Genomic DNA, 21,254 nt, shown 5'->3' with positions numbered 1-21,254 from the left:
CGGGCCCAGCACCGCAACTGGACACCACCCGCACCGGACACCCTCACCATCACTCGGCGAGACAGAACTTAAGTCACCGGCATTGGGCCTAGGCGCTCGGCCGCCGGTCCGGTGCGGTTGGTCCGGCGTCCGCGTGCGGCCCGGCTCTCGTGTGCGTGTAGTAAGACGGAGCCCGCCCGCATCAGTCTCCTGAGCAGAACTGGATCCCATGAGCGTCATCAGCGTCGGTCAGGCCGTCGTCCTAGGAGCCGTCGAGGGGGTGACCGAGTTCCTGCCCGTCTCCTCCACGGGCCATCTGAAGATCGTCGAGGGGCTGATGGGCATACCGGTCGACGACGACTCCGTCGTCGGGTTCTCGGCCGTGATCCAGGTCGGGGCGATCGCCGCCGTGCTGGTGTACTTCTTCAGGGACATCGTGCGGATCGTCTCGGCGTGGGGCCGCGGGCTGGTGAACAAGGAGGAGCGTCACCACCACGACTACAAGTTCGCCTGGTGGGTGATCTGCGCGACCATCCCGATCGTGGCCGTCGGCCTGGCCGCCAAGCCGCTCATCGAAGGACCGCTCGCCTCGCTGTGGGTGGTGGCGGGCTCGCTGATCGCCGGCAGCGGTGTGATGTGGGCGGCGGACCAGATGGGCCGGCACAAGCGCGGAGAGGACGACACCTCGTTCAAGGACGCCATGCTGGTGGGCGGTTCACAGATCCTCGCCCTGCTCTTCCCGGGCTTCTCGCGCTCCGGCGCCACCATGTCGACGGCGCTGATCCTGGACCTTGACCGGGTGGCGGCGACGCGGCTGTCGTTCTTCCTCGGCATCCCCGCCCTGACCGGAGCCGGGCTGTACGAGCTCAAGGACGCCCTCGGGGCCGGCGTGGGCGCGGCGCCGCTCGCCGTCGGTACCGTCGTCTCCTTCGGTGTGGCCTACGCGTCCATCGCCTGGCTGCTGCGGTTCGTCGCCAGGCACTCCTTCAACGCCTTCGTGGTCTACCGGATCATCGTGGGGGTGCTGCTGTTCGGGCTGCTGGCCACGGGCGGGCTGAGCAGCTGACCCACGGCGGCCCCGGCGGTCGCCCGCACGGGGCGTGAAGACACTTTCAGGCTTCACACCCCGTGAATTCACTGTTTCAGACACCTTGACAGGGGCCTTACGACCCCCGGAGTATCACTCCCGTGAACCTGTCAGACAGCCAGACAGCCAGTCAGGGCCCGCGGCGCGTCAGTGCCATGGAAGCGGTGCTCGGGCATCTGCGAAGTGCCATCGAGCGCGGCGAGTACGCGATCGGCGACAAGCTCCCCTCCGAGGCGGAGCTGTGCCGCACCCTCGAGGTCTCCCGCCCCGTGCTGCGCGAGGCCCTCAGGGCCCTGCAGACCATGGGGCTGACGGTCTCCAAGACCGGCAAGGGCACCTTCGTGGTCGCGAGCGCCGTCGAGGACCCCACCTTCGGCGACTACGCGGCCAGCGACCTGCTGGAGGTGCGCCGCCACGTCGAGATCCCGGTCGCCGGGTACGCGGCCCGGCGCCGCACCGCGGAGAACCTCGACCACCTGGCCCACCTCCTGGACCGGATGGAGCGGGAGACCGACACCACCGCGTGGGTCGCGATGGACACGCTGTTCCACCTCGGCGTGGCCGAGGCCGCCCAGAACCCCGTCTTCCGCCGGGTCATCGAGGAGATCCGCGACGCACTGGCCCGCCAGTCGGCGTTCCTCAACGAACTGGGGGGCCGGCGCGAGCAGTCCAACCGCGAGCACCGGGCGATCGTCGAGGCGCTGATGGACGGTTCCGAGACCGACGCGGTGGAGGCGATGGCCCACCACCTCGACCGCGTCGAGACGACCCTCACCGACATCGTGCGCCCCGCGCGCACGGACACCCCCACGGAAGGCGGACCCGAGGCGTGAGCGAGCAACACCTCCAAGAGGCGACCCGCAAACAGACCGCGCACGTCGACGCCGGAGACGCCGGCTACAGCAAGTCCCTGAAGTCCCGGCACGTCAACATGATCGCCATCGGCGGCGCCATCGGCACCGGCCTCTTCCTCGGCGCCGGCGGCCGCCTCGCCGAGGCCGGGCCCTCCCTCTTCGTCGCCTACGCGGTCTGCGGCCTCTTCGCCTTCCTGGTCGTCCGCGCGCTCGGCGAACTCGTCCTGTACCGGCCCTCGTCGGGTGCCTTCGTGTCGTACGCCCGCGAGTTCCTCGGCGAGAAGGGCGCCTACGTCGCGGGTTGGATGTACTTCCTCAACTGGGCCACCACCGGCATCGCCGACATCACCGCCGTGGCCGTCTACACCCACTACTGGGGCATGTTCTCCGACATCCCGCAGTGGGTGATCGCGCTCATCGCGCTCGCGGTCGTCCTCACCGTGAACCTCATATCCGTGAAGATGTTCGGCGAACTGGAGTTCTGGTTCGCGATCATCAAGGTCGGCGCGCTCGTCGCCTTCATGCTCATCGGCATCTTCCTGCTGGTCACCCAGCACCCGGTCGACGGGCACGATCCGGGCCCGTCCCTGATCACCGACAACGGCGGCGTCTTCCCCCACGGCCTGCTGCCCATGCTGCTGATCATCCAGGGCGTCGTCTTCGCCTACGCCTCCGTCGAGCTGGTCGGGGTCGCGGCGGGCGAGACCGAGAACCCCGAGAAGATCATGCCGAAGGCGATCAACTCGATCATGTGGCGTGTCGGTCTGTTCTACGTCGGCTCGGTGGTCCTGCTGTCCATGCTGCTCCCGTGGAACAAGTACACGTCCGGCGAGAGCCCCTTCGTGACGGTGCTGTCCAACATCGGCATCCCGGCGGCCGGCGGCGTGATGAACCTCGTCGTCCTCACCGCGGCCATGTCCTCGCTCAACTCCGGCCTGTACTCCACGGGCCGCATCCTGCGCTCCATGGCGATGTCCGGCTCCGCCCCGAAGTTCACGGGCGTGATGAGCCGCAGCCAGGTGCCCTACGGCGGCATCCTGCTCACCAGCGGCATCTGCGTCCTCGGCGTCGGCCTCAACTTCGTCGTCCCCGCCGACGCGTTCGAGATCGTGCTCAACTTCGCCGCGATCGGCATCCTCTCCACCTGGGGCATGATCATGGTCTGCCACCTGGTGTTCTGGCAGAAGACGCAGAAGGGCGAACTGTCCCGCCCCTCCTACCGGTTGCCGGGATCCCCCTGGACCGAGCTCGTGACGCTGGCCTTCCTCGCCTCCGTCCTGGTCCTCATGTACGCCGACGGCGGCGCCGGCCGCACCACCGTGCTGTGCCTCCCGCTGATCGGCGGGGCGCTGGTCGCCGGATGGTTCGCCATCCGCCGCAACACCGCGCGCAAGTCCACCACCGGAGCCGACGCGTGATCCACGCGCCGGCCGACCACACCCAGGCAGTGATGTACAACAGCTCCGTCGCGGACGCACCCCTGATCCGTGAGCCCCTTCACGCTCCCGTCGCCCACCTCATACGCGGCGGGGTCGTGGAGGGCATCCACTACGGCTCCGTCGTCGTCCTCGACACCGGCGGCCAGGTCCACTTCCAACTGGGCGACATCGAGGCCGCCTTCTACCCCCGCTCGGCCCTCAAGCCGGTCCAGGCCGTCGCCATGGTCCGGGCGGGACTCCCGCTCGACGGCGAACTGCTCTCGCTCGCCGCGGCCAGCCACTCCGGCGAGGAACGCCACCTCGCCGGTACCCGGCGGATCCTGGAGCTCGCCGGACTCACCGAGGACCACCTGCGCAACGTCACCGACCTGCCCTTCGACCCGGTCGTCCGGGACGACTGGATCCGGGACGGCAGGATGCCCTCCCGGCTCGCCCAGAACTGCTCCGGCAAGCACGCGGCCATGCTGTACCTCTGCAGGCTCAACGGCTGGACCCTGGACGACTACACCGACCCCGGGCACCCGCTCCAGCAGGCGATCGCCGAGATCGTCGAGGACCTCACCGGGCAGCGCATCGCCCGGGTGACCGTCGACGGCTGCGGAGCGCCCTTGTTCTCCGTCTCCCTGCACGGCCTCGCCCGGGCCACCGCCCGCATCACCACCGCCGCACCCGGCACGCCGGAGGCGCGGGTGGCCGACGCGATGCGCGAGCACGCCGAGATGGCGTCCGGCTCCGGCCGGGACGTCGCCGCGCAGATGCGGGCCGTGCCGGGGCTGCTGGCCAAGGACGGGTTCGAGGGCGTGCATGTCGCTGCGCTGGCCGATGGCAGAGCGGTTGCCGTGAAGATCGCCGACGGGGCGAACCGGGCACGGATCCCGGTCGCCGCGGCCGCCCTCGCGCGGGCGGGCATCGACCCGGAGCTGCTCGGCGAGTTCGCGGGCGAGCCGCTGCTCGGCGGCGGCGAACCGGTCGGCTGCGTACGACCGGTGCGCGCGCTCGATCCGGTCACTTTGTCTGCCTGCGCGTAACGCTTCGCCGGCCGGGCCGCCATCGGTCCGCGGGCCGTATGCGGCTGGTCGCGCAGTTCCCCGCGCCCCTTTCGGGGCGCTCACCCTCACCCTTCGGAAAGAGGACCCGTACCCTCATGACCACCGCCCTCACCCGCACCGAGCACGATCTGCTCGGCGACCGCGACGTCCCCGCCGACGCGTACTGGGGCGTCCACACCCTGCGCGCCACCGAGAACTTCCCCATCACCGGCACCCGGATCTCCGCCTACCCGCACCTCATCGACGCGCTCGCCGCGGTCAAGGAGGCCGCCGCCCTCGCCAACGAGGAGCTCGGCCTGCTGGAGCCGAGGAAGGCCGCCGCGATCGTCGAGGCCTGCCGGGAGATCCGCGAGGGCAAGCTGCACGACCAGTTCGTCGTCGACGTCATCCAGGGCGGCGCCGGCACCTCGACGAACATGAACGCCAACGAGGTCGTCGCCAACCGGGCGCTGGAACTGCTCGGACACGCCAAGGGCGAGTACCGGCACCTGCACCCCAACGAGGACGTCAACCTCGGCCAGTCCACCAATGACGTCTACCCGACCGCCGTCAAGGTCGCGACGGTCTTCGCGGTGAGCGAGCTGCTCAGGGCGATGTCCGTGCTCCAGGACGCCTTCGCCCGCAAGGCGGTCGAGTTCCGTGACGTGCTGAAGATGGGGCGTACGCAGCTCCAGGACGCGGTGCCGATGACGCTCGGCCAGGAGTTCTCGGCGTACGCGGTGATGATCGAGGAGGACCGCCACCGGCTCGCAGAGGCCGCCGAGCTGATCCATGAGATCAACCTGGGTGCCACGGCGATCGGCACCGGGCTGAACGCCCCCGCCGGATACGCCGAGTCGGCCCGTCGCCACCTCTCCGAGATCACCGGGCTGCCGCTGGTCACGGCCGCCAACCTGGTCGAGGCCACCCAGGACTGCGGCGCGTTCGTGCAGATGTCCGGCGTGCTCAAGCGGGTCGCCGTCAAGCTCTCCAAGAGCTGCAACGACCTGCGCCTGCTGTCCTCCGGGCCGCGCGCGGGCCTCGGCGAGATCAACCTGCCGCCGGTGCAGGCCGGTTCGTCCATCATGCCCGGCAAGGTCAACCCGGTGATCCCCGAGGTCGTCAACCAGGTCGCCTTCGAGGTGATCGGCAACGACGTCACCATCACCATGGCCGCCGAGGCCGGACAGCTCCAGCTCAACGCCTTCGAGCCGGTCATCCTGCACTCCCTGTCGGAGTCCATCACCCACCTGCGCGCCGCCTGCCTCACCCTCGCCGAACGCTGCGTGGACGGCATCACCGCCAACACCGAGGCGCTGCGCGCGAGCGTGGAGAACTCCATCGGCCTGGTCACCGCCCTCAACCCGCACATCGGCTACACCGCGGCCACCGACATCGCCAAGGAGGCCCTCGCGACCGGCCGGGGGGTGGCCGAGCTCGTGCTGGAGAAGGGCCTGCTGCCGGCCGAGCGCCTGGCGGACCTCCTTCGCCCGGAGGTCCTCGCCGGCAGCGGCACGGAGCGGGCGATCTGACGTAGGGCATCCGCGTGCCGTGTGACACCGGTGGCCGCGCCGGGCCGACACGCGGCGCCGTCACGCTAAGGGATGAACCGCGCCGGGGTGGTGCGCCCCTCACATCCGAGCGGTGACGGGATGGCGAGGGGCGGCAGCCCTCGGGCGGTACCGGCTGATCGGCGCAGCCCGTGTCACCACGCTCCGGAAAGTGCTATTTACGCTCATATGATGAATTGTGCGGCCCTCGAAAGGGGCCGTCTCCTGTCCTGGCGAGCGATCCCCGTACACCCTGCGCCGGGCGGAGTGATGGAATCCCTTCGGCGAGTCCAGGAGAATTCATGCGTGTGGCCGTGACAGGTGGCGGCGGTTTTCTCGGTTCGCATCTTTGCGAAACACTCCTTCGGCGCGGTGACGAGGTCGTGTGCTTCGACGACTTCTCGACCGGCGATCCAGCGAACATCGCACCTTTTCTCAACGACCCGGCCTTCGAACTGGTCCGTGGTGACGTCAGCCGGTCGGTCGAGGTGTCCGGGACCGTGGACGCGGTCGCCCACCTGGCCAGCCCAGCCTCGCCTCCCGACTACCTCGCCCGCCCTCTGGAAACACTCGCTGTGGGCAGCCGAGGCACGGAGAACGCGCTGCGACTGGCGACGCGCCACGCCGCCCGCTTCGTCCTCGCCTCCACGAGCGAGGTGTACGGGGACCCCGAAGTACACCCTCAGGACGAGACGTACTGGGGCCATGTGAATCCCATCGGCCCGCGCAGCGTCTACGACGAGGCGAAAAGGTTCTCCGAGGCGCTGACCCAGGCCTACCGGACGAACCGCGGAACCAACACCGGAATCGTGCGCATCTTCAACACCTATGGTCCCCGAATGCGCCCGCACGACGGCCGGGTCGTCTCCAGTTTCGTCGTCCAGGCACTCGCCCAGGAGCCGTTGACCGTCTACGGCGACGGAAAGCAGACCCGCAGTTTCTGCTACGTCGACGACCTGGTGCGCGGAATCGTGGCCATGCTCGACCACGACGAACCCGGACCGGTCAACCTGGGAAATCCCGTCGAACTGACGGTCCTGCAACTCGCCGAACTGGTGCTGAACCTGACGGGGTCCCAGGCCGAGATCCAGTTCCATCCGCTGCCGGTCGACGACCCCACCCGCCGTCGGCCGGTGATCGCCCGGGCGGCACAGCGCCTGGGATGGCACCCCGAGGTCGGCATCGAGGAGGGTCTGCGCCGAACGGTGGAATGGTTCGGCGCCCGCCCGGACGACATCGCCGCCGCACTCTCCGCGATCCAGGGCGGGCAGCAGGACGGCGTCGCCACGGCGGAGTCCCGCCCGGTCGGCGCGACCACCGCCGCGTCGTGACCCAGACGGATCACGGCCGTACGCGCGGCACCGCCCTGGACGGTGTTCCGGGGCGGGCGGACACCGACGAGGCGATGCTGAGAACCCACCTGTGGACCCTCTCGGCGGGCAACGTCGTCGGCATGCCGGCCGACGGACCGGTTTTCGGCAAGCCGCGCAGATCGCTCACGCCCGGGCCCACGTCCTGGATCCCACGGCTGGGGCGCCTCGACCAGATGAAGGTGTCCCTGCTCGCGGTGTGCTGGTGGGCGTCCCTCGTCTGCTTCTGGGAGTGGTGGCTGCGCCCGGAACACCGGGTCGGCTGGGCGGGCTTCGCGGTGAACAGCGTCCTCCTGCTGTACCTGTCCGTGCTGCCCCTGTACTTCGTCGTCGTGATGGTGCGGCTGCGCACCTTCGACCCCGCCGTCGAGGTGCCCCGGCTGCGGACCGCGTTCGTGGTGACCCGGGCACCGTCGGAGCCCTGGCCGGTCGCCCGTACCACTCTGACCGCGATGCTGCGCCAGGACTTCCCGCACCGCTACGACGTATGGCTGTGCGACGAGGACCCGAGCCAGGAGATCCTGGACTGGTGCGAGGCCAACGCCGTGCGCGTGTCCTGCCGCCGCGGTGCCGCGTCCTACCATCGCGACGCCTGGCCCCGCCGCACCCGGTGCAAGGAGGGCAACCTCGCACACTTCTACGACCACTGGGGCTACAGCGACTACGACGTGGTCGCCCAGCTCGACGTCGACCACGTGCCCCACCCCCGCTACCTGGCGGAAGTGGTCCGGCCGTTCGCGGATCCGGCCGTCGGCTACGTCGCCGCCCCCAGCGTGTGCGACGCCAACGCCCGCACCTCGTGGTCGGCACGCGGACGGCTGCACCGCGAGGCCACCTTCCACGGACCGATGCAACTGGGTCACTCCGACGGCCTGGCACCGCTGTGCATCGGCTCCCACTACGCCGTACGAACCCGCGCCCTCCAGGACATCGGCGGGCTCGGCCCCGAGCTGGCCGAGGACTTCGCGACGACGTTCCTGCTGAACTCGGCCGGCTGGCACGGGGCGTTCGCCATCGACGCGGAGGCGCACGGCGACGGCCCCATCACCTTCGCAGCCATGGTGACGCAGGAGTTCCAGTGGTCGCGGAGCCTGGTGTTCATGCTGCTGGGCATGCTCCCGAAGCATCTGCGGCGGATGCCCGGCCGGCTGCGGATCCGGTTCGCGTTCGCCCTCTCCTACTATCCGCTGCTCGCGCTGACGACCACCGCCGGCCTGCTGCTGCCGCCCATCGCCGCGGTCACGGGCCAGCCGTGGATCAACGTCAACTACGGCGCCTTCCTCCTGCACTTCTGGGCCATGTCGTTGTTCCTGATCCTGCTCACCCTGCTGCTGCGCAGACGCGGCCTGCTGCGGCCTGTCGACGCGCCGCTGCTGAGCTGGGAGGGCTGGCTGTTCGGGCTGACCCGCTGGCCGTGGGTGGCCTGGGGAGCCGCGGCCGCGCTGGCGCAGCGCCTGCGGCCGAGAAGGGTCGTCTTCAAGGTGACGCCCAAGGTCCGTCACGGCATGGAGCCGTTGCCGCTGCGCCTGATGCTCCCCTACCTCCTGATCACCACCGTCCTGTCCGGCGCGGCCGTGATCGGGCAGCTGACCGGCCCCGCGCTCGGCTACGTGTTCCTGTGTCTCCTCGGCTCCCTCGCCTACGCGCTGGTGACCCTCACCGTCAGCCTGCTGCACATCCGTGAGACCGCGAGGTCCGCGGGTGTCGGCGTGCACCGGGCGCTGCGGACGGCCCTCCTTCCGCTGACCCTGGGGGTCGTCGCGCTCGTACCGCTGGCCTTCGCCCTGCTGTTGTTCCCCACCTATGTGCGCGGCTTCCTCCCGGGCTGATGCCGGGTGACCGCCCGGAGCACCCGCCCGGGACGCCCCACCCCTCCCTGACGAAAACGAGGTACCCGATGCCCGAAACGGTCCTGGTGACCGGTGGCGCCGGCTTCATCGGCAGCCACACCTGCGTCGAACTGCTCGCCCACGGTCACGAAGTCGTCGTCGTCGACAACCACGTCAACAGCTCCCCCCACGCGCTGGACCGCATCGCCAAGACCGCGGGCCGGCCGCTCGCCGCCGCCTACCGGGTCGACGTGCGCGACCGGCAAGCCCTCGCGCAGGTGTTCGCCACCCACAAGGTGGACGCCGTCATCCATTTCGCCGCCCACAAGGCGGTCGGGGAGTCGGTGGCGCTGCCGGTCGAGTACTACGACACCAACGTGGGCGGCACCTGCGCACTGCTGTCGGTCATGTACGAGCACGCCGTCCGCCGGCTGGTCTTCTCCTCGTCGTGCTCCGTCTACGGCGACGCACGGACGGTGCCCCTGACCGAGCGGAGCCCGGTGGCGCCCACGAACCCCTACGCCCGCACCAAGCTGATGTGCGAGCGGATCCTGGAGGACGTCTGCACCCACCTGACGGACATGAAGGTGCTCGCCCTGCGCTACTTCAACCCGGTCGGAGCCCACCCCGGCGGCCTGCTCGGCGAGGACCCGCAGGGCGTTCCCGACAACGTCATGCCCTACGTCGCCCAGGTCGCCGTGGGCCGACGGGAGAAGCTGAGCGTCTTCGGGGACGACTACCCCACGCCGGACGGCACCGGAGTGCGGGACTACATCCACGTCGTGGACGTCGCCGAGGGACACCGGGTGGCCCTCGAGCACCTGGACGACCGCACCGGCATGCGGGTGTTCAACCTGGGCACGGGCACCGGCACCTCCGTGCTGCAACTGGTCGCGGCCTTCGGCGAGGCGAGCGGCCGGCCCGTTCCCTACCAGGTCGTCGACCGCAGACCCGGCGACGTCGCCGAGCTCGTCGCCGACGCGAGCGCGGTGGCCGAGGCCTGGGACTGGACCACCACGCGTGACCTCGCCGCCATGTGCCGTGACGCCTGGCGGTTCCAGGAACTCAACCCTCACGGCTACGCCCGCTGACCCGTCGACGTCGGCGGCCCAAGACAGGAGAACCTCCATGCGGTTGACCGTCATCGGTACGGGGTACCTCGGAGCCGTGCACGCCGCGTGCATGGCGGACATCGGACACGACGTCCTGGGCGTCGACACCGACAGCGAGAAGATCGCGGCGCTCGCGGCAGGCCGGGCGCCCTTCTTCGAACCCGGCCTGCCGGACATCCTCATCAGGAACACCCGTGCCGGGCGGCTGCGTTTCACCACCTCCCTGAAGGAGGCGGCCGACTTCGCCGACGTGCACTTCGTGTGCGTCGGCACACCGCAACGCGCCGACGGTCTCGCCGCCGACCTGCGCCACGTCGAGGCGGTCGTCGACGGGCTGGCCCCCCTCCTCACCCGCGACAGCCTGATCGCCGGGAAATCGACCGTGCCGGTGGGCACCACCCGGGCCCTCACCCGCAGGGTGACAGCACGAATCCGTCCCGGCGTCGACGCCGAGGTCGCCTGGAACCCGGAGTTCCTGCGCGAGGGATTCGCCGTCCAGGACACCCTGCGCCCCGACCGGCTGGTCGTAGGCGTCACCTCGCCCCGTGCCGACCAGACCCTGCGCGGCGTCTACGAACCGATGCTGCGGGCCGGTGTCGCCTACGTCAGCACCGATCCCGCCACCGCGGAACTGGTGAAGGTCGCCGCCAACTCCTTCCTGGCGACGAAGATCTCGTTCATCAACGCCATGGCGGAGGTGTGTGATGCCTCGGGTGCCGACGTGGTGACCCTGGCCGACGCCCTCGGCCGCGACGCGCGCATCGGGCGGGCGTTCCTGTCCGCCGGCCTCGGTTTCGGCGGCGGGTGTCTGCCCAAGGACATCCGCGCGTTCCTCGCTCGGGCCGAGGAACTGCAGGTGGGGGAGGCGGTGTCCTTCCTGCGCCAGGTCGACGGGATCAACCACCGGCAGCGTCGGCGGACGGTCGACCTGGCCCGCCATGTCCTGTGCGGCGAGTTCACCGGACGGCGGGTCGCGGTGCTGGGCGCCACCTTCAAGCCCGACAGCGACGACGTGCGGGACTCACCGGCACTGGCCGTCGCCGCCGAGATCGTCGCCCAGGGCGCCGACGTGCGCGTGCACGATCCGGAGGGCATCGACAACGCGCGCGCGGCGCTGCCCGGGCCCGCCTACTGCACGGACGTCATGGAGGCCTGCCGGGACGCGGATCTGGTGCTGCACCTGACCGAGTGGCGCCAGTACCGCGCACTCGACCCGGTGAAGCTGTCCGAGGTGGTCCGCGCACCGCGGATGGTCGACGCGCGCAACGCCCTGGACCCGGCCCTCTGGCGGGAGGCCGGCTGGCACGTCCGCGCCCTGGGACGTCCGGTCCACGTTCCCCCGCCGGGCCCGGGCGATGCCCTGCGGGTGACCATCCCTCAGGCGGTCGGACCGCTCTGCACGGCTCCCACGCCGGGCGATCCGCTCAGCGGCGTGCCGAAGTAGTCCACCTGCCCGGGGTCGACCCCCATGGCACGCAGGTCCACGGCGGCAGCGGCCAGCGTGTGGACGCACCGCCCCGCGAGTGCGCCGCGCGTCGGTCCGCTGCCGCGCAGGTCCGGGCCGGCCGCGGGCAGCGGGACGGGGGCGAGGCAGGGGTCGCGGTCGGTGCCGGTGACCTGCGCCCCCAGCGTCTCCTGACTCGTCTCCTGGCGCCAGGCGACCATGTCGCTGTACTCGCGCCCGCCCCACAGCAGGGCCCAGTCTCCCGAGCTGTGGTAGTCGTTGCCCTGCATCAGCACGGCCGACGCGTCGAAGGTCCCCTGTGCCGCGACGACGGGCGAGCCGTCCGTGACGAACACGTTGTTGCGCACGGTGACGTCGCGCAGGCTGGGCTCGAGCCGGAGCGCCGGGGCGCGGACCGGGCCGTTGGCCGTGATCAGCACCGTGTTCTGGTAGATCGCGAGATCGCTGACCCGCGTACCGAGCGCGACGATGCCGCCGTACTGCTGGAGCTCGCGGCTGTCGTTGTGGCTGATGTTGTACCGGATCATGTTGCCCGTGTGTGCCGCGTTCGGGGCGGCGGAGTACGCCAGAAAGCCCGAACCGTCGTTCCCGTAGGCCAGGTTGTACTGCATCACCGAGTGGGACACGTTGTTGTCGAGGCCGAACCCGCCGCCGTCCACCCGGGAGCCGCTGTGATTCCGGTAGGAGACGTTCCGCTGCAGCGTCATCCGCGTCGAGTCGTACGTCCAGATGCCCTCGGGACCCTCGACGGCCTCCGGCGAGGACGAGCTCCCGTTGTCGTGGGTGACGGACCGCTCCACCGTGCCCCGGCGGACGCTGCCGAGGACGATGCCGCTGCCGGTGTTGCGGTCGGACGCCCGGGGGTCCCCGAGATTCCGGTACGCCGTCACCCTCGACACCGTCACCTCGTCGTGCGCGTAGGCGGGCGCGTCGGCGGAGAAAGGAGGGCCGTCCGCCACGAGACCGGCGTCCTGGTTGTCGTGCAGCGCGCAGTCGCTGATCACCACGTTGCGAAAGCCGGATGCCTCGGTGCCGCCGTGCAGCCGGATGCCGTTGCGGAAGCCCGACACCTCGACACCCGAGACCCGGACGTACGGCAGTTTCCGCTCGCCGGGCAGGTCGCTGACGAAGGCGATGCCGTCGCGCGACCTGTAGGACGCGGCGTCGCCGACGAGAACCAGGTCACGGACGACGACTCCGCTCGTGTTGTGCACCTCGATGGCGCGCGTGCCGCGGGCCGTGATCGTGGCACGACCCTCTCCGTAGGACTCGATCACGACAGGCTTGCGGGTGTTGCCGGCGTCCCCCTGGCCGATGCTCAACCCGCCGGGGAAGCGTGCGCCTGCCTCCAGCCGCAGCCGGTCGCCCGGCTTGAACCGCAAGGCATCGGCACGCCGGAGCGTGCGCCAGGCGGTCTTCGGCGTCCGGCCGTCGTCGCTGTCGTCTCCCCGAGGACTGAGATAGAACGTTCGTCCGTCCTTCGGGTTCTCCAGCAGGGGCACGTACGGGGTGGGCATGCCGCACCCGGCCAGTAGCACCGCCGTCGCGCACAGGCCGCCTGCGGTACTTCGCCGCAGCAGACCGGCGAACCACCCGGTGCTCTTCCTGTCGGCCTGCCGCTGCAAGCCGGTGGCTCCGTCGCCTTCGTTCCGCTGGCGCAACATCGCTCCTGTCTGCTCGATGGCCGCGCGGACCCCGACTCGTGGAGGCCGCAGACTTTCACCCTGACGTGCGAGCCCGGGATCGGCGGGCCAGCACGCGCGGTGCGGACCAAGACATGCCTGATTGGCCTCCTGCCGTACCGCCACGGCTGCCGCACACGAGACCGGACCGGGTCCCCACGGCCGGCGCGGGTCCCACGGCGACCCGGGGACACTCCAAGGACAGGCGTGCGGCATGATGACGCTCATGTCCCCGCAGTTCCAACCGGTCCTTGAGCGCATCGCCGCCGAGATCGAACGGACCCCCGGCCGCGGCCGGCCCGCCGACTACATCCCGGCGCTCGCGGCCTGCGACCCGCGCAGTTTCGGCATGGCCGTGGCCGAACTGGACGGCACCGTGTACGGGGTGGGCGACTGGCGGGAGCCGTTCTCCACGCAGTCCATCACCAAGGTCTTCACCCTCGCCCTCGACCTGGCCCGCGAGGGCGACCAACTCTGGGAGCACGTCGGCCGCGAGCCCTCCGGCAACCCCTTCAACTCCCTGGTCCAGCTGGAGTACGAGAACGGCATCCCCCGCAACCCGTTCATCAACGCGGGCGCGCTGGTGGTCACCGACCGCCTCCACACCCGTACCGGCGACGCGTCCGGCGAACTGCTCGCCTTCCTCCGCTCGGAGTCCGGCAACCCCGCCCTGGACTTCGACAAGGAGGTCGCCGCCTCCGAGTCCGCGCACGGCGACCGCAACGCCGCCCTGGCCCACTTCATGGCGTCGTACGGCAACGTCGGCAACCCGGTCCCGGTCCTGCTCGACCAGTACTTCCGGCAGTGCTCCCTCAGGGCCTCCTGCGCGGACCTCGCCCTGGCCACCACGTTCCTCGCCCGGCACGGCGTGCGCGCCGACGGCACGCGGCTGCTCACCCAGAGCCAGGCCAAGCAGGTCAACGCGGTGCTGCTGACCTGCGGGACGTACGACGCGGCGGGTGACTTCGCCTACCGGGTGGGCCTGCCCGGCAAGAGCGGGGTGGGCGGCGGCATCATCGCGGTGGTTCCGGGGCGTTGCACGCTGTGCGTGTGGAGCCCGGGGCTGGACGAGCGAGGCAACTCGGTGGCCGGGGTCGAAGCCCTGGACCGCTTCACGACCCTGACGGGCGTCTCGGTCTTCTGACCGGCCTGCGGCCCCGGAACCGGTCCGGCAACGTCTCCTCACCTGCCGGTCACACACGGGCCCCCGCCCGGAGACGGGTACGTCGCTTTCCGGCCACCCGACGTTGACACGCTTCCCGAGTGTTGGCCATGGCTTTCCCCGTCGATCTCCGCCGCTGCCAGGTACTGGGCCTCGCCGGAACCGCCTTTCTCGCAGCGGGAGGTGAGACCGCGGGAGCCCTTCCGGTGCGTGAACTCCTGGCTCCGGCCTCCGCGCACGCCGTGCTCGGTCTGGTCGGCGCGTACTTCGGTGTCGTCCTGCTGATCGCGGCCTGGATCCTGCTCGGGCGGCTGATCCACGGATCCGAGCCGCCCGGCCCGCGCGCCGTGACGGGGGTCCTGGTGCTCTGGGCGGCACCGCTGCTGCTCGCGCCCCCGCTGTTCAGCCGGGACGTGTACAGCTACCTCGCGCAGGGCGCCATGGTCGACGCCCACCTGGACGTCTACGCGCACGGCCCCGCCCGGCTCGGCGGCCCGCTCGCCGCCGAGGTCTCCCCGCTGTGGCGGCACACCGGAGCCCCGTACGGCCCGGTCTTCATCGGCATGGCCTCCGCGCTGTCCGGACTGACGCGGGGCGAACTCCCCGCCGGTGTCCTCGGGATGCGGCTCGTCGCGCTGCTCGGCGTCGGACTGATGGCCGCCGCGCTGCCCCGGCTCGCCCGGCACAGCGGCGTCGACCCGGCCGCCGCGCTCTGGCTCGGCGCCCTGAATCCGCTGGTCCTGCTCCACCTGGTCGCCGGCGCCCACAACGACGCCATCATGCTCGGCCTGCTCGGCGCCGGCCTGGTCGCGGCCCTGGGCAGGTGGCCGGCGCTGGGCGCCGTCCTCGTCACCCTTGCCGCGCTGGTCAAGGCGCCCGCCGTACTCGGGCTCGCCGCGGTCGTCGTCCTCCAGGTGCGCGCGGGCCACGGCCGTACGAAGGCCGTCGTCACCACCGCGCTCGCCGCGTCGGCCACCACGGTCGCCGCGACCGCCGTCGCCGGCACGGGATACGGCTGGGTGGGCGCCCTCGACACCCCCGTCTCGCCGCGGAACTGGGCCCTGACCAGCCTGCTCGGCCGGGCGACGCGGGCGCTTCTGGAGCGGGTCGGCAGCGATCTGGCGCCCCTCGCGGTCCCGGCGTGGCACGCCTTCGGGATCGTCGCGGCCGTGGTCGGCGTCCTCGTCATCTGGCTGCGGCTGCGTCCCCGGCCGGTGTACGCGCTGGGTCTGAGCCTGGCGGCCGTGGCCGCCCTCGGCCCGGCGATCCGCCCCTGGTACGCCCTGTGGGCCCTGTTCCTCATCGCCGCCGCGGCGCCCAGCGCCCCGGTGCGGCACCGGGTGGCCGCCGTGACGGGTGTGCTCGCGCTGGCCACCCTGCCCAGCGGCGGCCCGGCCGACACGGGGCAACTGGTCCTGGCGGTCTGCGGCGGTCTGCTCGCCGTGGTCGTCCTGTGGCACGTCCACCAGGCGGCTTCGGCGCCCGCTCCGGCGCCGGGGCGGGCGGCATGACGCCGGCCCGCACCGACCGCGCGAGGCTGCTGTTCGTGCTCGCGCTAGCCGCCGTCGTGACCGTGTTCACCGCGACCGTGCCGCTGCTGCGCGACTGGTTCGACCTGCGCGTCTACCACGGGGCCGTGGACAGCTGGGTCCACCACGGCGGGCGGATCTACGACTACCGGGTGCCCGGGACGCCGTACGGCTTCACCTATCCGCCGTTCGCGGCCGTCGCCATGCTGCCGATGGCGATGCTCGACCTGCGCGCCGCGATCGCCGTCGCGCTGCTGCTCAACCTCGCCGCCCTGGCCGTGGTGCTGCGCATCCTCACCGGACCGGCCTGGCGGCGCTACGGCTGGTACGGCTGCGCCCTGGGCGCCTGTGCACTCGCGCTGTTCGAACCGTTGCGCGACACCATCAGCTTCGGCCAGGTGAACCTCCTGCTGCTGGCACTCGTACTCGCCGACGCCCGGCTGCTCACCGCCGGCCGGGACCGCTGGGCGGGGGCCGGGATCGGTCTCGCGGCCGCGGTGAAGCTCACGCCGGTGCTCTTCATCGGGCTGCTGCTGCTCGCCCGGCGCCCGCGGGCCGCCGCGGTGGCGAGTGCCGTCACCGCCGCGGCGACGGTGCTCGCGGCCTGCGTGGCGCCCGACGCCTCGCGCTTCTACTGGACCGAGGCGATGTGGGACACCACCCGGGTGGGCCGACTGGACTACGTCTCCAACCAGTCACTGCAAGGGGTCCTGGCCAGGCTGGGTGAACCGGAGCGCGCGGTGTGGGCCGTGGCGGTCCTCCTGGTGCTGTGCGTGTGGGCGTTCCGCGCCCACCGGGCGGTCGCCGCGGGGGAGTGGACCACCGCGTTCGCCCTCACCGGCCTGACCGCCTGCCTGGTCAGCCCGATCACCTGGGTGCACCACCTGGTCTGGCTGCTGCCGTCCTTCGCGGTTCTGGTCCGCGCCGGGCACCCGCGGACCGCGGGCGCCCTGTACGCGGTGCTGTGCACCAGTGTGGTCTGGCTGTGGTTCGACGACGCGTCCGGCGTCGGCGGATTCCTCGGTGGCAACGCCTACACCTGGATCACGCTCGGACTGCTGCTGTGGCTGCCCGTCGGTCAACTCCGCTCCGCGGCAACGGTCTTGCCCCGCAGCACCAGCGCGACGGCCCCGGCACCGAGCGCGGCGGCACCGGCGATCGCCCCCGTCCAGGGCCAACGAGGCCCGGTGTCGGTGGCGGGCAGCGCAGCCGCGGACGGCGCGGTCGCGGGCGGTGTGGTCGCCGGCCGTGCGGCCGGTCCGGAGCGCGGCTTCGCCCGGAGTGCGTCGAGCGAGCCCACCGGCTCCACGCGCCCGGCCGCGGCGAAGCCCCAGTCGAGCAGTTCCCGGGCTTCCTCGTACACGGCGAAGCCGCCGCCCGCCTGAGGGTTCATCACCGTCACGACGAGCGTGCGCCCGTCCCGGCGGGCGGCGGCGACGAGCGTGTTGCCGGCGTTGCTGGTGTAGCCGTTCTTGATGCCGATCAGCCCCCGGTACCGCCGCACGCCGTCGTCTCCGGTCAGCAGCCGGTTGGTGTTCCGGATCGGGTAGGACCGTCCGCGGCGGCCCGGGAACCTGGCGTCGACGGTGCCGCAGTACCGCGTGAACTCCGCGTTGCGCAGCCCTGCCCGGCCGAACACCGCGAGGTCGTAGGCCGAGGACACCTGGCCCGGCATGTCGTACCCGTCCGGTGACACCACCCGCGTGTCCCGGGCGCCGAGGGCACGCGCCTTGGCCTGCATCCGCGCGGCCGTGGAGCGCCAGCCGCCGCCGAGTCCGGCCAGCACGTGCACGGCGTCGTTGCCGGAGTTGAGGAACACCCCGCGCCACAGGTCGGCGACCCGGTAGGTGCGGCCCTCGGCCACTCCGACCAGGCTGCTGCCGGAGCCGATCCCGGTCAGTTCCGCCGCGCGGACCGTGTGCCGGATGCCACGCGGGAGGGCCGGCAGCACGGTGAGGGCGAACAGGGTCTTCAGGGTGCTGGCGGGAGGCAGCCGGCGGTGCGCGTTGTGTGCGGCGAGCACCTCGCCGGTGCGGGCGTCGGCCACCAGCCACGAGAGCGCGGAGACGTCCGGTACCCCGGGCACCCCGGTGCGCGCCCGGATCTGGGTTCCGGAGCGGTACAGCAGGGCGGGCTGCGGGGTCGCCGCCCGCGGCACGCCGGGCGCGGCGGGGTCGGCCCCCGTGTGCGCCGCCGCGGCAGCGGGCGCGAACGCGAGCAGGCCCACCGCGCAGAGCGCAGAGGCAGCCAGGGCAACCCGGGAAGTAAATCCGATCGTCATACCGCAAACGTAGGAATGAAGTCGTCGCGCAGGGCGCTGCCCGGGCCGAGCGGGGCCGGCGAGCACCCGGATGCCGCATGCCGGGTCGCCGTTCCCGGGCGGTTCGTTCAGTCGGCGGGCAGCGTCGGCCGGATGCGGCGCAGGAACGTCGCGTTGTCCGGGGTTTCGCGCATCCGCTCCAGCAGGGTCTCCGTGCCCGACTGGCCGTCGCGGGTCTGCAGGGCCCGGCGCAGACCGCGTACGGCGGTCAACTCGGCCGGGGGCAGGAGGAGTTCCTCGCGGCGGGTGCCGGAGGGGTTGATGTCGACGGCCGGGAAGACGCGGCGGCCCGCGAGGTCGCGGCTCAGGCGCAGCTCCATGTTGCCGGTGCTCTTGAGCTCCTCGAAGAAGAAGTCGTCGGCGCGCGAACCGGTCTCCACCAGGGCGGTGGCGAGGATGGTGAGCGAGCCGCCCTCCTCGGCCAGGCGGGCGGCACCGAAGAACCTCTTGGGGCCGATCAGCGCGGTCGCGTCGACACCGCCGCTGAGGGTGCGGCCACCGGCGGCGGCCGCGTTGTTGTGGGCCCGGCACAGCCGGGTCAGGGAGTCGAGCAGGATGACGACGTCCTCGCCCTCCTCGACGAGCCGCTTGGCCCGCTCGATGACGAGTTCGGCGAGGGCGATGTGCTGCCTGGGCGCCTTGTCGAAGGTCGAGGCGTACACCTCGCCGCGCACGGAGCGCCGCATGTCGGTGACCTCCTCGGGGCGTTCGTCGAGCAGCACCACCATCAGCCGGGCCTCGGGATGGTTGCCGGCGACGGCGGCTGCGATCTGCTGCAGGAGGACGGTCTTGCCGGTCTTGGGCGGGGCCACGATGAGCCCGCGCTGTCCCTTGCCGACGGGGGCGAGCAGGTCGGCGACGCGGCCGGTGAGCCCGGCCGCCGGGTGTTCGAGACGCAGCCGCTCCCGCGGGTGCAGCGGTGTCAGGTCCCGGAAGTGGCGACGGCCCCGCTGCTCCTCGGGGCTGCGCCCGTTGACCCGGGCGACCTCGGTGAGGACCCGCTGGGCGCCGCGTACGCCGTCGATGTGGTCGCCCTTGCGCAGGCCGTACCGGCGGATCAGCTGGGGAGGGACCTGGAGGTCGGAGGGCGTGGGGTGGAGGTCCAGGGGGCGCAGGTGCCCCTTCCCGTGCGCGTCGGTGTCGAGGACGCCGGTGGCGACCCGGGCCGGGGCCTGCTGCTGGACAGGAGGGTGTTCGAGTGTGGTGGTCATGAGGGGTGGTCCTTTCACGGACGGAAGTGTTTGAGGCATGCGGAAGAAGGAAGGGGTGAAGCCGCGGAAGGAGGCGGAGCGAAGACGCGCCTCGGCGGCGGGAACGCACCTCGGGTACGGCGTATGAGGCCTGCGACGAGGTGGTGCTGGGAAGCCGATGTGCCGGCCGTGGAACGGCGGGCGGTGCGGCTGGTTGAGAGGAACTGGCACCGGCGCCCGGAACGGGCGTACACAAGTGCTGACAGCACTGTACCACGCGGTGCGTGGTCAGATCTGTGACGCGGGACTCAGCGTTGGGCCAGCAGGCCGTACAGGAGCGGGATGCGCGGCTCGGGAAGCCGCCACCAGCCGGACGGCGTACGGACCATCTGCGGCCAGCGCTGCCAGGGCAGTTCGTCGCTCTCCCGCAGTCGCCGGACGGTCAGTCCCGCTCCCGTCAACGCGCCGACGACCTCTCCTGTTCCGTGCATCCACTCGTAGCTGTCGGTGGCGCCCTCGACGGGCGGGCCGTCGGTGTAGGTGTGGGTCGCGTCCCGGCGCACGGGGCCCTCGCCGCCCAGGTAGTCGTGGCGCAGCAGCAGCTCGGGTCCCTCGCCGGGGGCGGGCTTGGGGCCCAGCGAGTTGAGCAGCGGATGGAACTCGACGATGTACAACCGGCCTCCGGGACGCAGGAGTTGGGCCACGACGCCCGCCCAGCGCTCCAGGTCGGGCAGGTAGCACAGGGCGCCCTTGCCGGTGTAGACGACGTCGAACCGCCGTCCTTCCAGCGCCTCGACGGCGTCGTAGACGTTCGCGCACACGTACCCGACGTCGAGCCCCGCCTTGGCCGCGATGTCGTTCGCCGCCGCCACGGACGCCTCGGAGAAATCGAGGCCGACGGCCCGGGCCCCGCGCCGGGCGAAGGCGAGCGTCTCGGTGCCGAGGTGGCACTGCAGATGGAGCACGTCGCGGCCGGCGAGGTCACCCAGGTCGTCCCACTCGAAGGCGCCGAACCAGCGCTCGGGGTCGAGGTCCTGGTCGAGTCCGTAGAACCGGCTGGCGAGGTGGACGGGGGTGCGGGCGTCCCAGTTCGCCCGGTTGACCCGCATCAGCCGCTCGTGCTCGTCGGTGGTCATGACGGCATCCAACCCTGAACGGTCCCGGACCACCAGCCGGAGGGAAGCGGCAGCCGCCACCGGCCGGCCCTGGCCACCGACGCTGTCACCGTCCGGGTGCGCGAGGCGAAGTGCTGCGCGGCGAGGGGCCGTTCGCGGAGACCAAGGAGTGTGTCGCCGGATTCGACGTGCTGGAGTGCGACAGTCTTCAGGAGGCGATCGAGGCGGCCGCCGAGCACCCGGTGGCGGCCATCGGGGCCATGGGGGCCATGGGGGCCATGGGGGTGCGCCGCGCCCGCGCCTTCCTCGTCCCCGAGGCGACCAGGGCGCAACGCCTGGTGCGGGCCGAGCGGAGGATCCGCAACGCCGGCATCCCGTACCGCGTGCCGCCCGCCCCATACGCGGCCACGTCCGGCGCCGATCGCGTCCGGGCTAACCTCTGCGCCGAGGCCGTCCGGCTGGCCCGAGTCCTGGCCCCACCTCATGCCGGACGAGCCCGAGGTGCTCGGTCTGCTCGCCCTCCTGCTGCTGCACGACGCCCGC

The 21,254-nt window shown here is 71.7% G+C and carries 16 protein-coding genes and 2 pseudogenes; 13 read left to right on the top strand and 5 right to left on the bottom strand.

Features of this window, described 5'->3' with window-relative positions:
* The first annotated feature begins 208 nt into the window (after positions 1-208).
* The 9 genes from ACZ5XS_RS41025 to ACZ5XS_RS40985 all read left to right on the top strand — a co-directional run bounded on the left by ACZ5XS_RS41025 (position 209) and on the right by ACZ5XS_RS40985 (position 11,692).
* Complete coding sequence (locus ACZ5XS_RS41025; RefSeq protein WP_468660276.1) at positions 209-1,045, top strand: undecaprenyl-diphosphate phosphatase; 837 nt, start codon at positions 209-211, stop codon at positions 1,043-1,045.
* 176 nt (positions 1,046-1,221) lie between these two features.
* On the top strand, positions 1,222-1,899 hold the full coding sequence (locus ACZ5XS_RS41020) for a FadR/GntR family transcriptional regulator (protein WP_468660290.1): 678 nt from the start codon (positions 1,222-1,224) through the stop codon (positions 1,897-1,899).
* Positions 1,896-3,338, top strand: coding sequence for an amino acid permease (locus ACZ5XS_RS41015; RefSeq protein WP_468660274.1), 1,443 nt, complete (start codon positions 1,896-1,898; stop codon positions 3,336-3,338). Before ACZ5XS_RS41020 ends, ACZ5XS_RS41015 begins: the two co-directional genes overlap by 4 nt.
* 32 nt (positions 3,339-3,370) lie before the next feature.
* Positions 3,371-4,387 carry an asparaginase gene (locus ACZ5XS_RS41010; protein ID WP_468660288.1) on the top strand — a complete coding sequence of 339 codons (1,017 nt, stop codon included), beginning with the start codon at positions 3,371-3,373 and terminating at the stop codon, positions 4,385-4,387.
* Positions 4,388-4,503: 116 nt separating this feature from the next.
* Positions 4,504-5,919 carry an aspartate ammonia-lyase gene (aspA, locus tag ACZ5XS_RS41005; RefSeq protein ID WP_468660273.1) on the top strand — a complete coding sequence of 472 codons (1,416 nt, stop codon included), beginning with the start codon at positions 4,504-4,506 and terminating at the stop codon, positions 5,917-5,919.
* 320 nt (positions 5,920-6,239) lie between these two features.
* Positions 6,240-7,268: a UDP-glucuronic acid decarboxylase family protein gene (locus ACZ5XS_RS41000; protein WP_468660271.1), complete on the top strand. Its 1,029-nt coding sequence runs from the start codon at positions 6,240-6,242 to the stop codon at positions 7,266-7,268.
* Positions 7,265-9,136: a glycosyltransferase gene (locus ACZ5XS_RS40995; protein WP_468660269.1), complete on the top strand. Its 1,872-nt coding sequence runs from the start codon at positions 7,265-7,267 to the stop codon at positions 9,134-9,136. Before ACZ5XS_RS41000 ends, ACZ5XS_RS40995 begins: the two co-directional genes overlap by 4 nt.
* A gap of 68 nt (positions 9,137-9,204) precedes the next feature.
* The gene (galE, locus tag ACZ5XS_RS40990) at positions 9,205-10,227 is read left to right on the top strand and encodes a UDP-glucose 4-epimerase GalE (protein WP_468660267.1); all 1,023 of its coding nucleotides are present in this window, start codon (positions 9,205-9,207) and stop codon (positions 10,225-10,227) included.
* Between the two features lie 37 nt (positions 10,228-10,264).
* Entirely contained in the window at positions 10,265-11,692 is a 1,428-nt protein-coding gene (locus ACZ5XS_RS40985) for a UDP-glucose dehydrogenase family protein (protein ID WP_468660265.1), read from the top strand.
* On the opposite strand, the gene ACZ5XS_RS40980 is transcribed toward ACZ5XS_RS40985, so the two are convergent.
* Complete coding sequence (locus tag ACZ5XS_RS40980; protein WP_468660263.1) at positions 11,626-13,377, bottom strand: right-handed parallel beta-helix repeat-containing protein; 1,752 nt, start codon at positions 13,375-13,377, stop codon at positions 11,626-11,628. The genes ACZ5XS_RS40985 and ACZ5XS_RS40980 overlap by 67 nt on opposite strands.
* A gap of 232 nt (positions 13,378-13,609) precedes the next feature.
* On the opposite strand from ACZ5XS_RS40980, the gene ACZ5XS_RS40975 reads away from it, so the two are divergent.
* The 3 genes from ACZ5XS_RS40975 to ACZ5XS_RS40965 all read left to right on the top strand — a co-directional run bounded on the left by ACZ5XS_RS40975 (position 13,610) and on the right by ACZ5XS_RS40965 (position 17,471).
* Complete coding sequence (locus tag ACZ5XS_RS40975; RefSeq protein WP_468660261.1) at positions 13,610-14,539, top strand: glutaminase; 930 nt, start codon at positions 13,610-13,612, stop codon at positions 14,537-14,539.
* Between the two features lie 128 nt (positions 14,540-14,667).
* Positions 14,668-16,068 (top strand): polyprenol phosphomannose-dependent alpha 1,6 mannosyltransferase MptB, encoded by a 1,401-nt coding sequence (gene mptB, locus ACZ5XS_RS40970; RefSeq protein WP_468660259.1) that lies wholly within the window; start codon positions 14,668-14,670, stop codon positions 16,066-16,068.
* On the top strand, positions 16,065-17,471 hold the full coding sequence (locus tag ACZ5XS_RS40965; protein WP_468660286.1) for a glycosyltransferase 87 family protein: 1,407 nt from the start codon (positions 16,065-16,067) through the stop codon (positions 17,469-17,471). The genes mptB and ACZ5XS_RS40965 overlap by 4 nt, the downstream gene beginning before the upstream one ends.
* Positions 17,472-17,530: 59 nt before the next feature.
* On the opposite strand, the pseudogene ACZ5XS_RS40960 reads toward ACZ5XS_RS40965, so the two are convergent.
* The 3 genes and pseudogenes from ACZ5XS_RS40960 to ACZ5XS_RS40950 form a co-directional block, all read right to left on the bottom strand.
* Positions 17,531-18,367, bottom strand: a pseudogene (locus ACZ5XS_RS40960) (D-alanyl-D-alanine carboxypeptidase family protein); the annotation flags it as partial.
* A 107-nt stretch (positions 18,368-18,474) separates the two neighbouring features.
* The gene (rho, locus tag ACZ5XS_RS40955; RefSeq protein WP_468660257.1) at positions 18,475-19,617 is read right to left on the bottom strand and encodes a transcription termination factor Rho; all 1,143 of its coding nucleotides are present in this window, start codon (positions 19,615-19,617) and stop codon (positions 18,475-18,477) included.
* Between the two features lie 287 nt (positions 19,618-19,904).
* Complete coding sequence (locus ACZ5XS_RS40950) at positions 19,905-20,732, bottom strand: class I SAM-dependent methyltransferase (protein WP_468660255.1); 828 nt, start codon at positions 20,730-20,732, stop codon at positions 19,905-19,907.
* A 110-nt stretch (positions 20,733-20,842) separates the two neighbouring features.
* On the opposite strand from ACZ5XS_RS40950, the pseudogene ACZ5XS_RS40945 reads away from it, so the two are divergent.
* Positions 20,843-20,911: pseudogene (locus ACZ5XS_RS40945) on the top strand (DUF4440 domain-containing protein); the annotation flags it as partial.
* An 8-nt stretch (positions 20,912-20,919) separates the two neighbouring features.
* Here ACZ5XS_RS40945 and ACZ5XS_RS40940 read toward each other — a convergent pair.
* Complete coding sequence (locus ACZ5XS_RS40940; protein ID WP_468660292.1) at positions 20,920-21,120, bottom strand: hypothetical protein; 201 nt, start codon at positions 21,118-21,120, stop codon at positions 20,920-20,922.
* Between the last annotated feature and the right edge of the window lie 134 nt (positions 21,121-21,254).

Source organism: Streptomyces sp. NPDC033131, assembly GCF_055578365.1.
Note: the sequence above shows the minus strand (reverse complement) of the source record. Positions and strands in the feature narration are given on the sequence as shown.

What these genes read in the sequence shown, in the direction of transcription:
- ACZ5XS_RS41025 (WP_468660276.1), top strand. Translation starts at nt 209, where the DNA reads ATGAGCGTCATCAGCGTCGGTCAGGCCGTCGTCCTAGGAGCCGTCGAG.
- ACZ5XS_RS41020 (WP_468660290.1), top strand. Translation starts at nt 1,222, where the DNA reads ATGGAAGCGGTGCTCGGGCATCTGCGAAGTGCCATCGAGCGCGGCGAG.
- ACZ5XS_RS41010 (WP_468660288.1), top strand. Translation starts at nt 3,371, where the DNA reads ATGTACAACAGCTCCGTCGCGGACGCACCCCTGATCCGTGAGCCCCTT.
- aspA (WP_468660273.1), top strand. Translation starts at nt 4,504, where the DNA reads ATGACCACCGCCCTCACCCGCACCGAGCACGATCTGCTCGGCGACCGC.
- ACZ5XS_RS41000 (WP_468660271.1), top strand. Translation starts at nt 6,240, where the DNA reads ATGCGTGTGGCCGTGACAGGTGGCGGCGGTTTTCTCGGTTCGCATCTT.
- galE (WP_468660267.1), top strand. Translation starts at nt 9,205, where the DNA reads ATGCCCGAAACGGTCCTGGTGACCGGTGGCGCCGGCTTCATCGGCAGC.
- ACZ5XS_RS40985 (WP_468660265.1), top strand. Translation starts at nt 10,265, where the DNA reads ATGCGGTTGACCGTCATCGGTACGGGGTACCTCGGAGCCGTGCACGCC.
- ACZ5XS_RS40980 (WP_468660263.1), bottom strand. Translation starts at nt 13,377, where the DNA reads ATGTTGCGCCAGCGGAACGAAGGCGACGGAGCCACCGGCTTGCAGCGG.
- ACZ5XS_RS40975 (WP_468660261.1), top strand. Translation starts at nt 13,610, where the DNA reads ATGATGACGCTCATGTCCCCGCAGTTCCAACCGGTCCTTGAGCGCATC.
- mptB (WP_468660259.1), top strand. Translation starts at nt 14,668, where the DNA reads ATGGCTTTCCCCGTCGATCTCCGCCGCTGCCAGGTACTGGGCCTCGCC.
- ACZ5XS_RS40965 (WP_468660286.1), top strand. Translation starts at nt 16,065, where the DNA reads ATGACGCCGGCCCGCACCGACCGCGCGAGGCTGCTGTTCGTGCTCGCG.
- rho (WP_468660257.1), bottom strand. Translation starts at nt 19,617, where the DNA reads ATGACCACCACACTCGAACACCCTCCTGTCCAGCAGCAGGCCCCGGCC.
- ACZ5XS_RS40950 (WP_468660255.1), bottom strand. Translation starts at nt 20,732, where the DNA reads ATGACCACCGACGAGCACGAGCGGCTGATGCGGGTCAACCGGGCGAAC.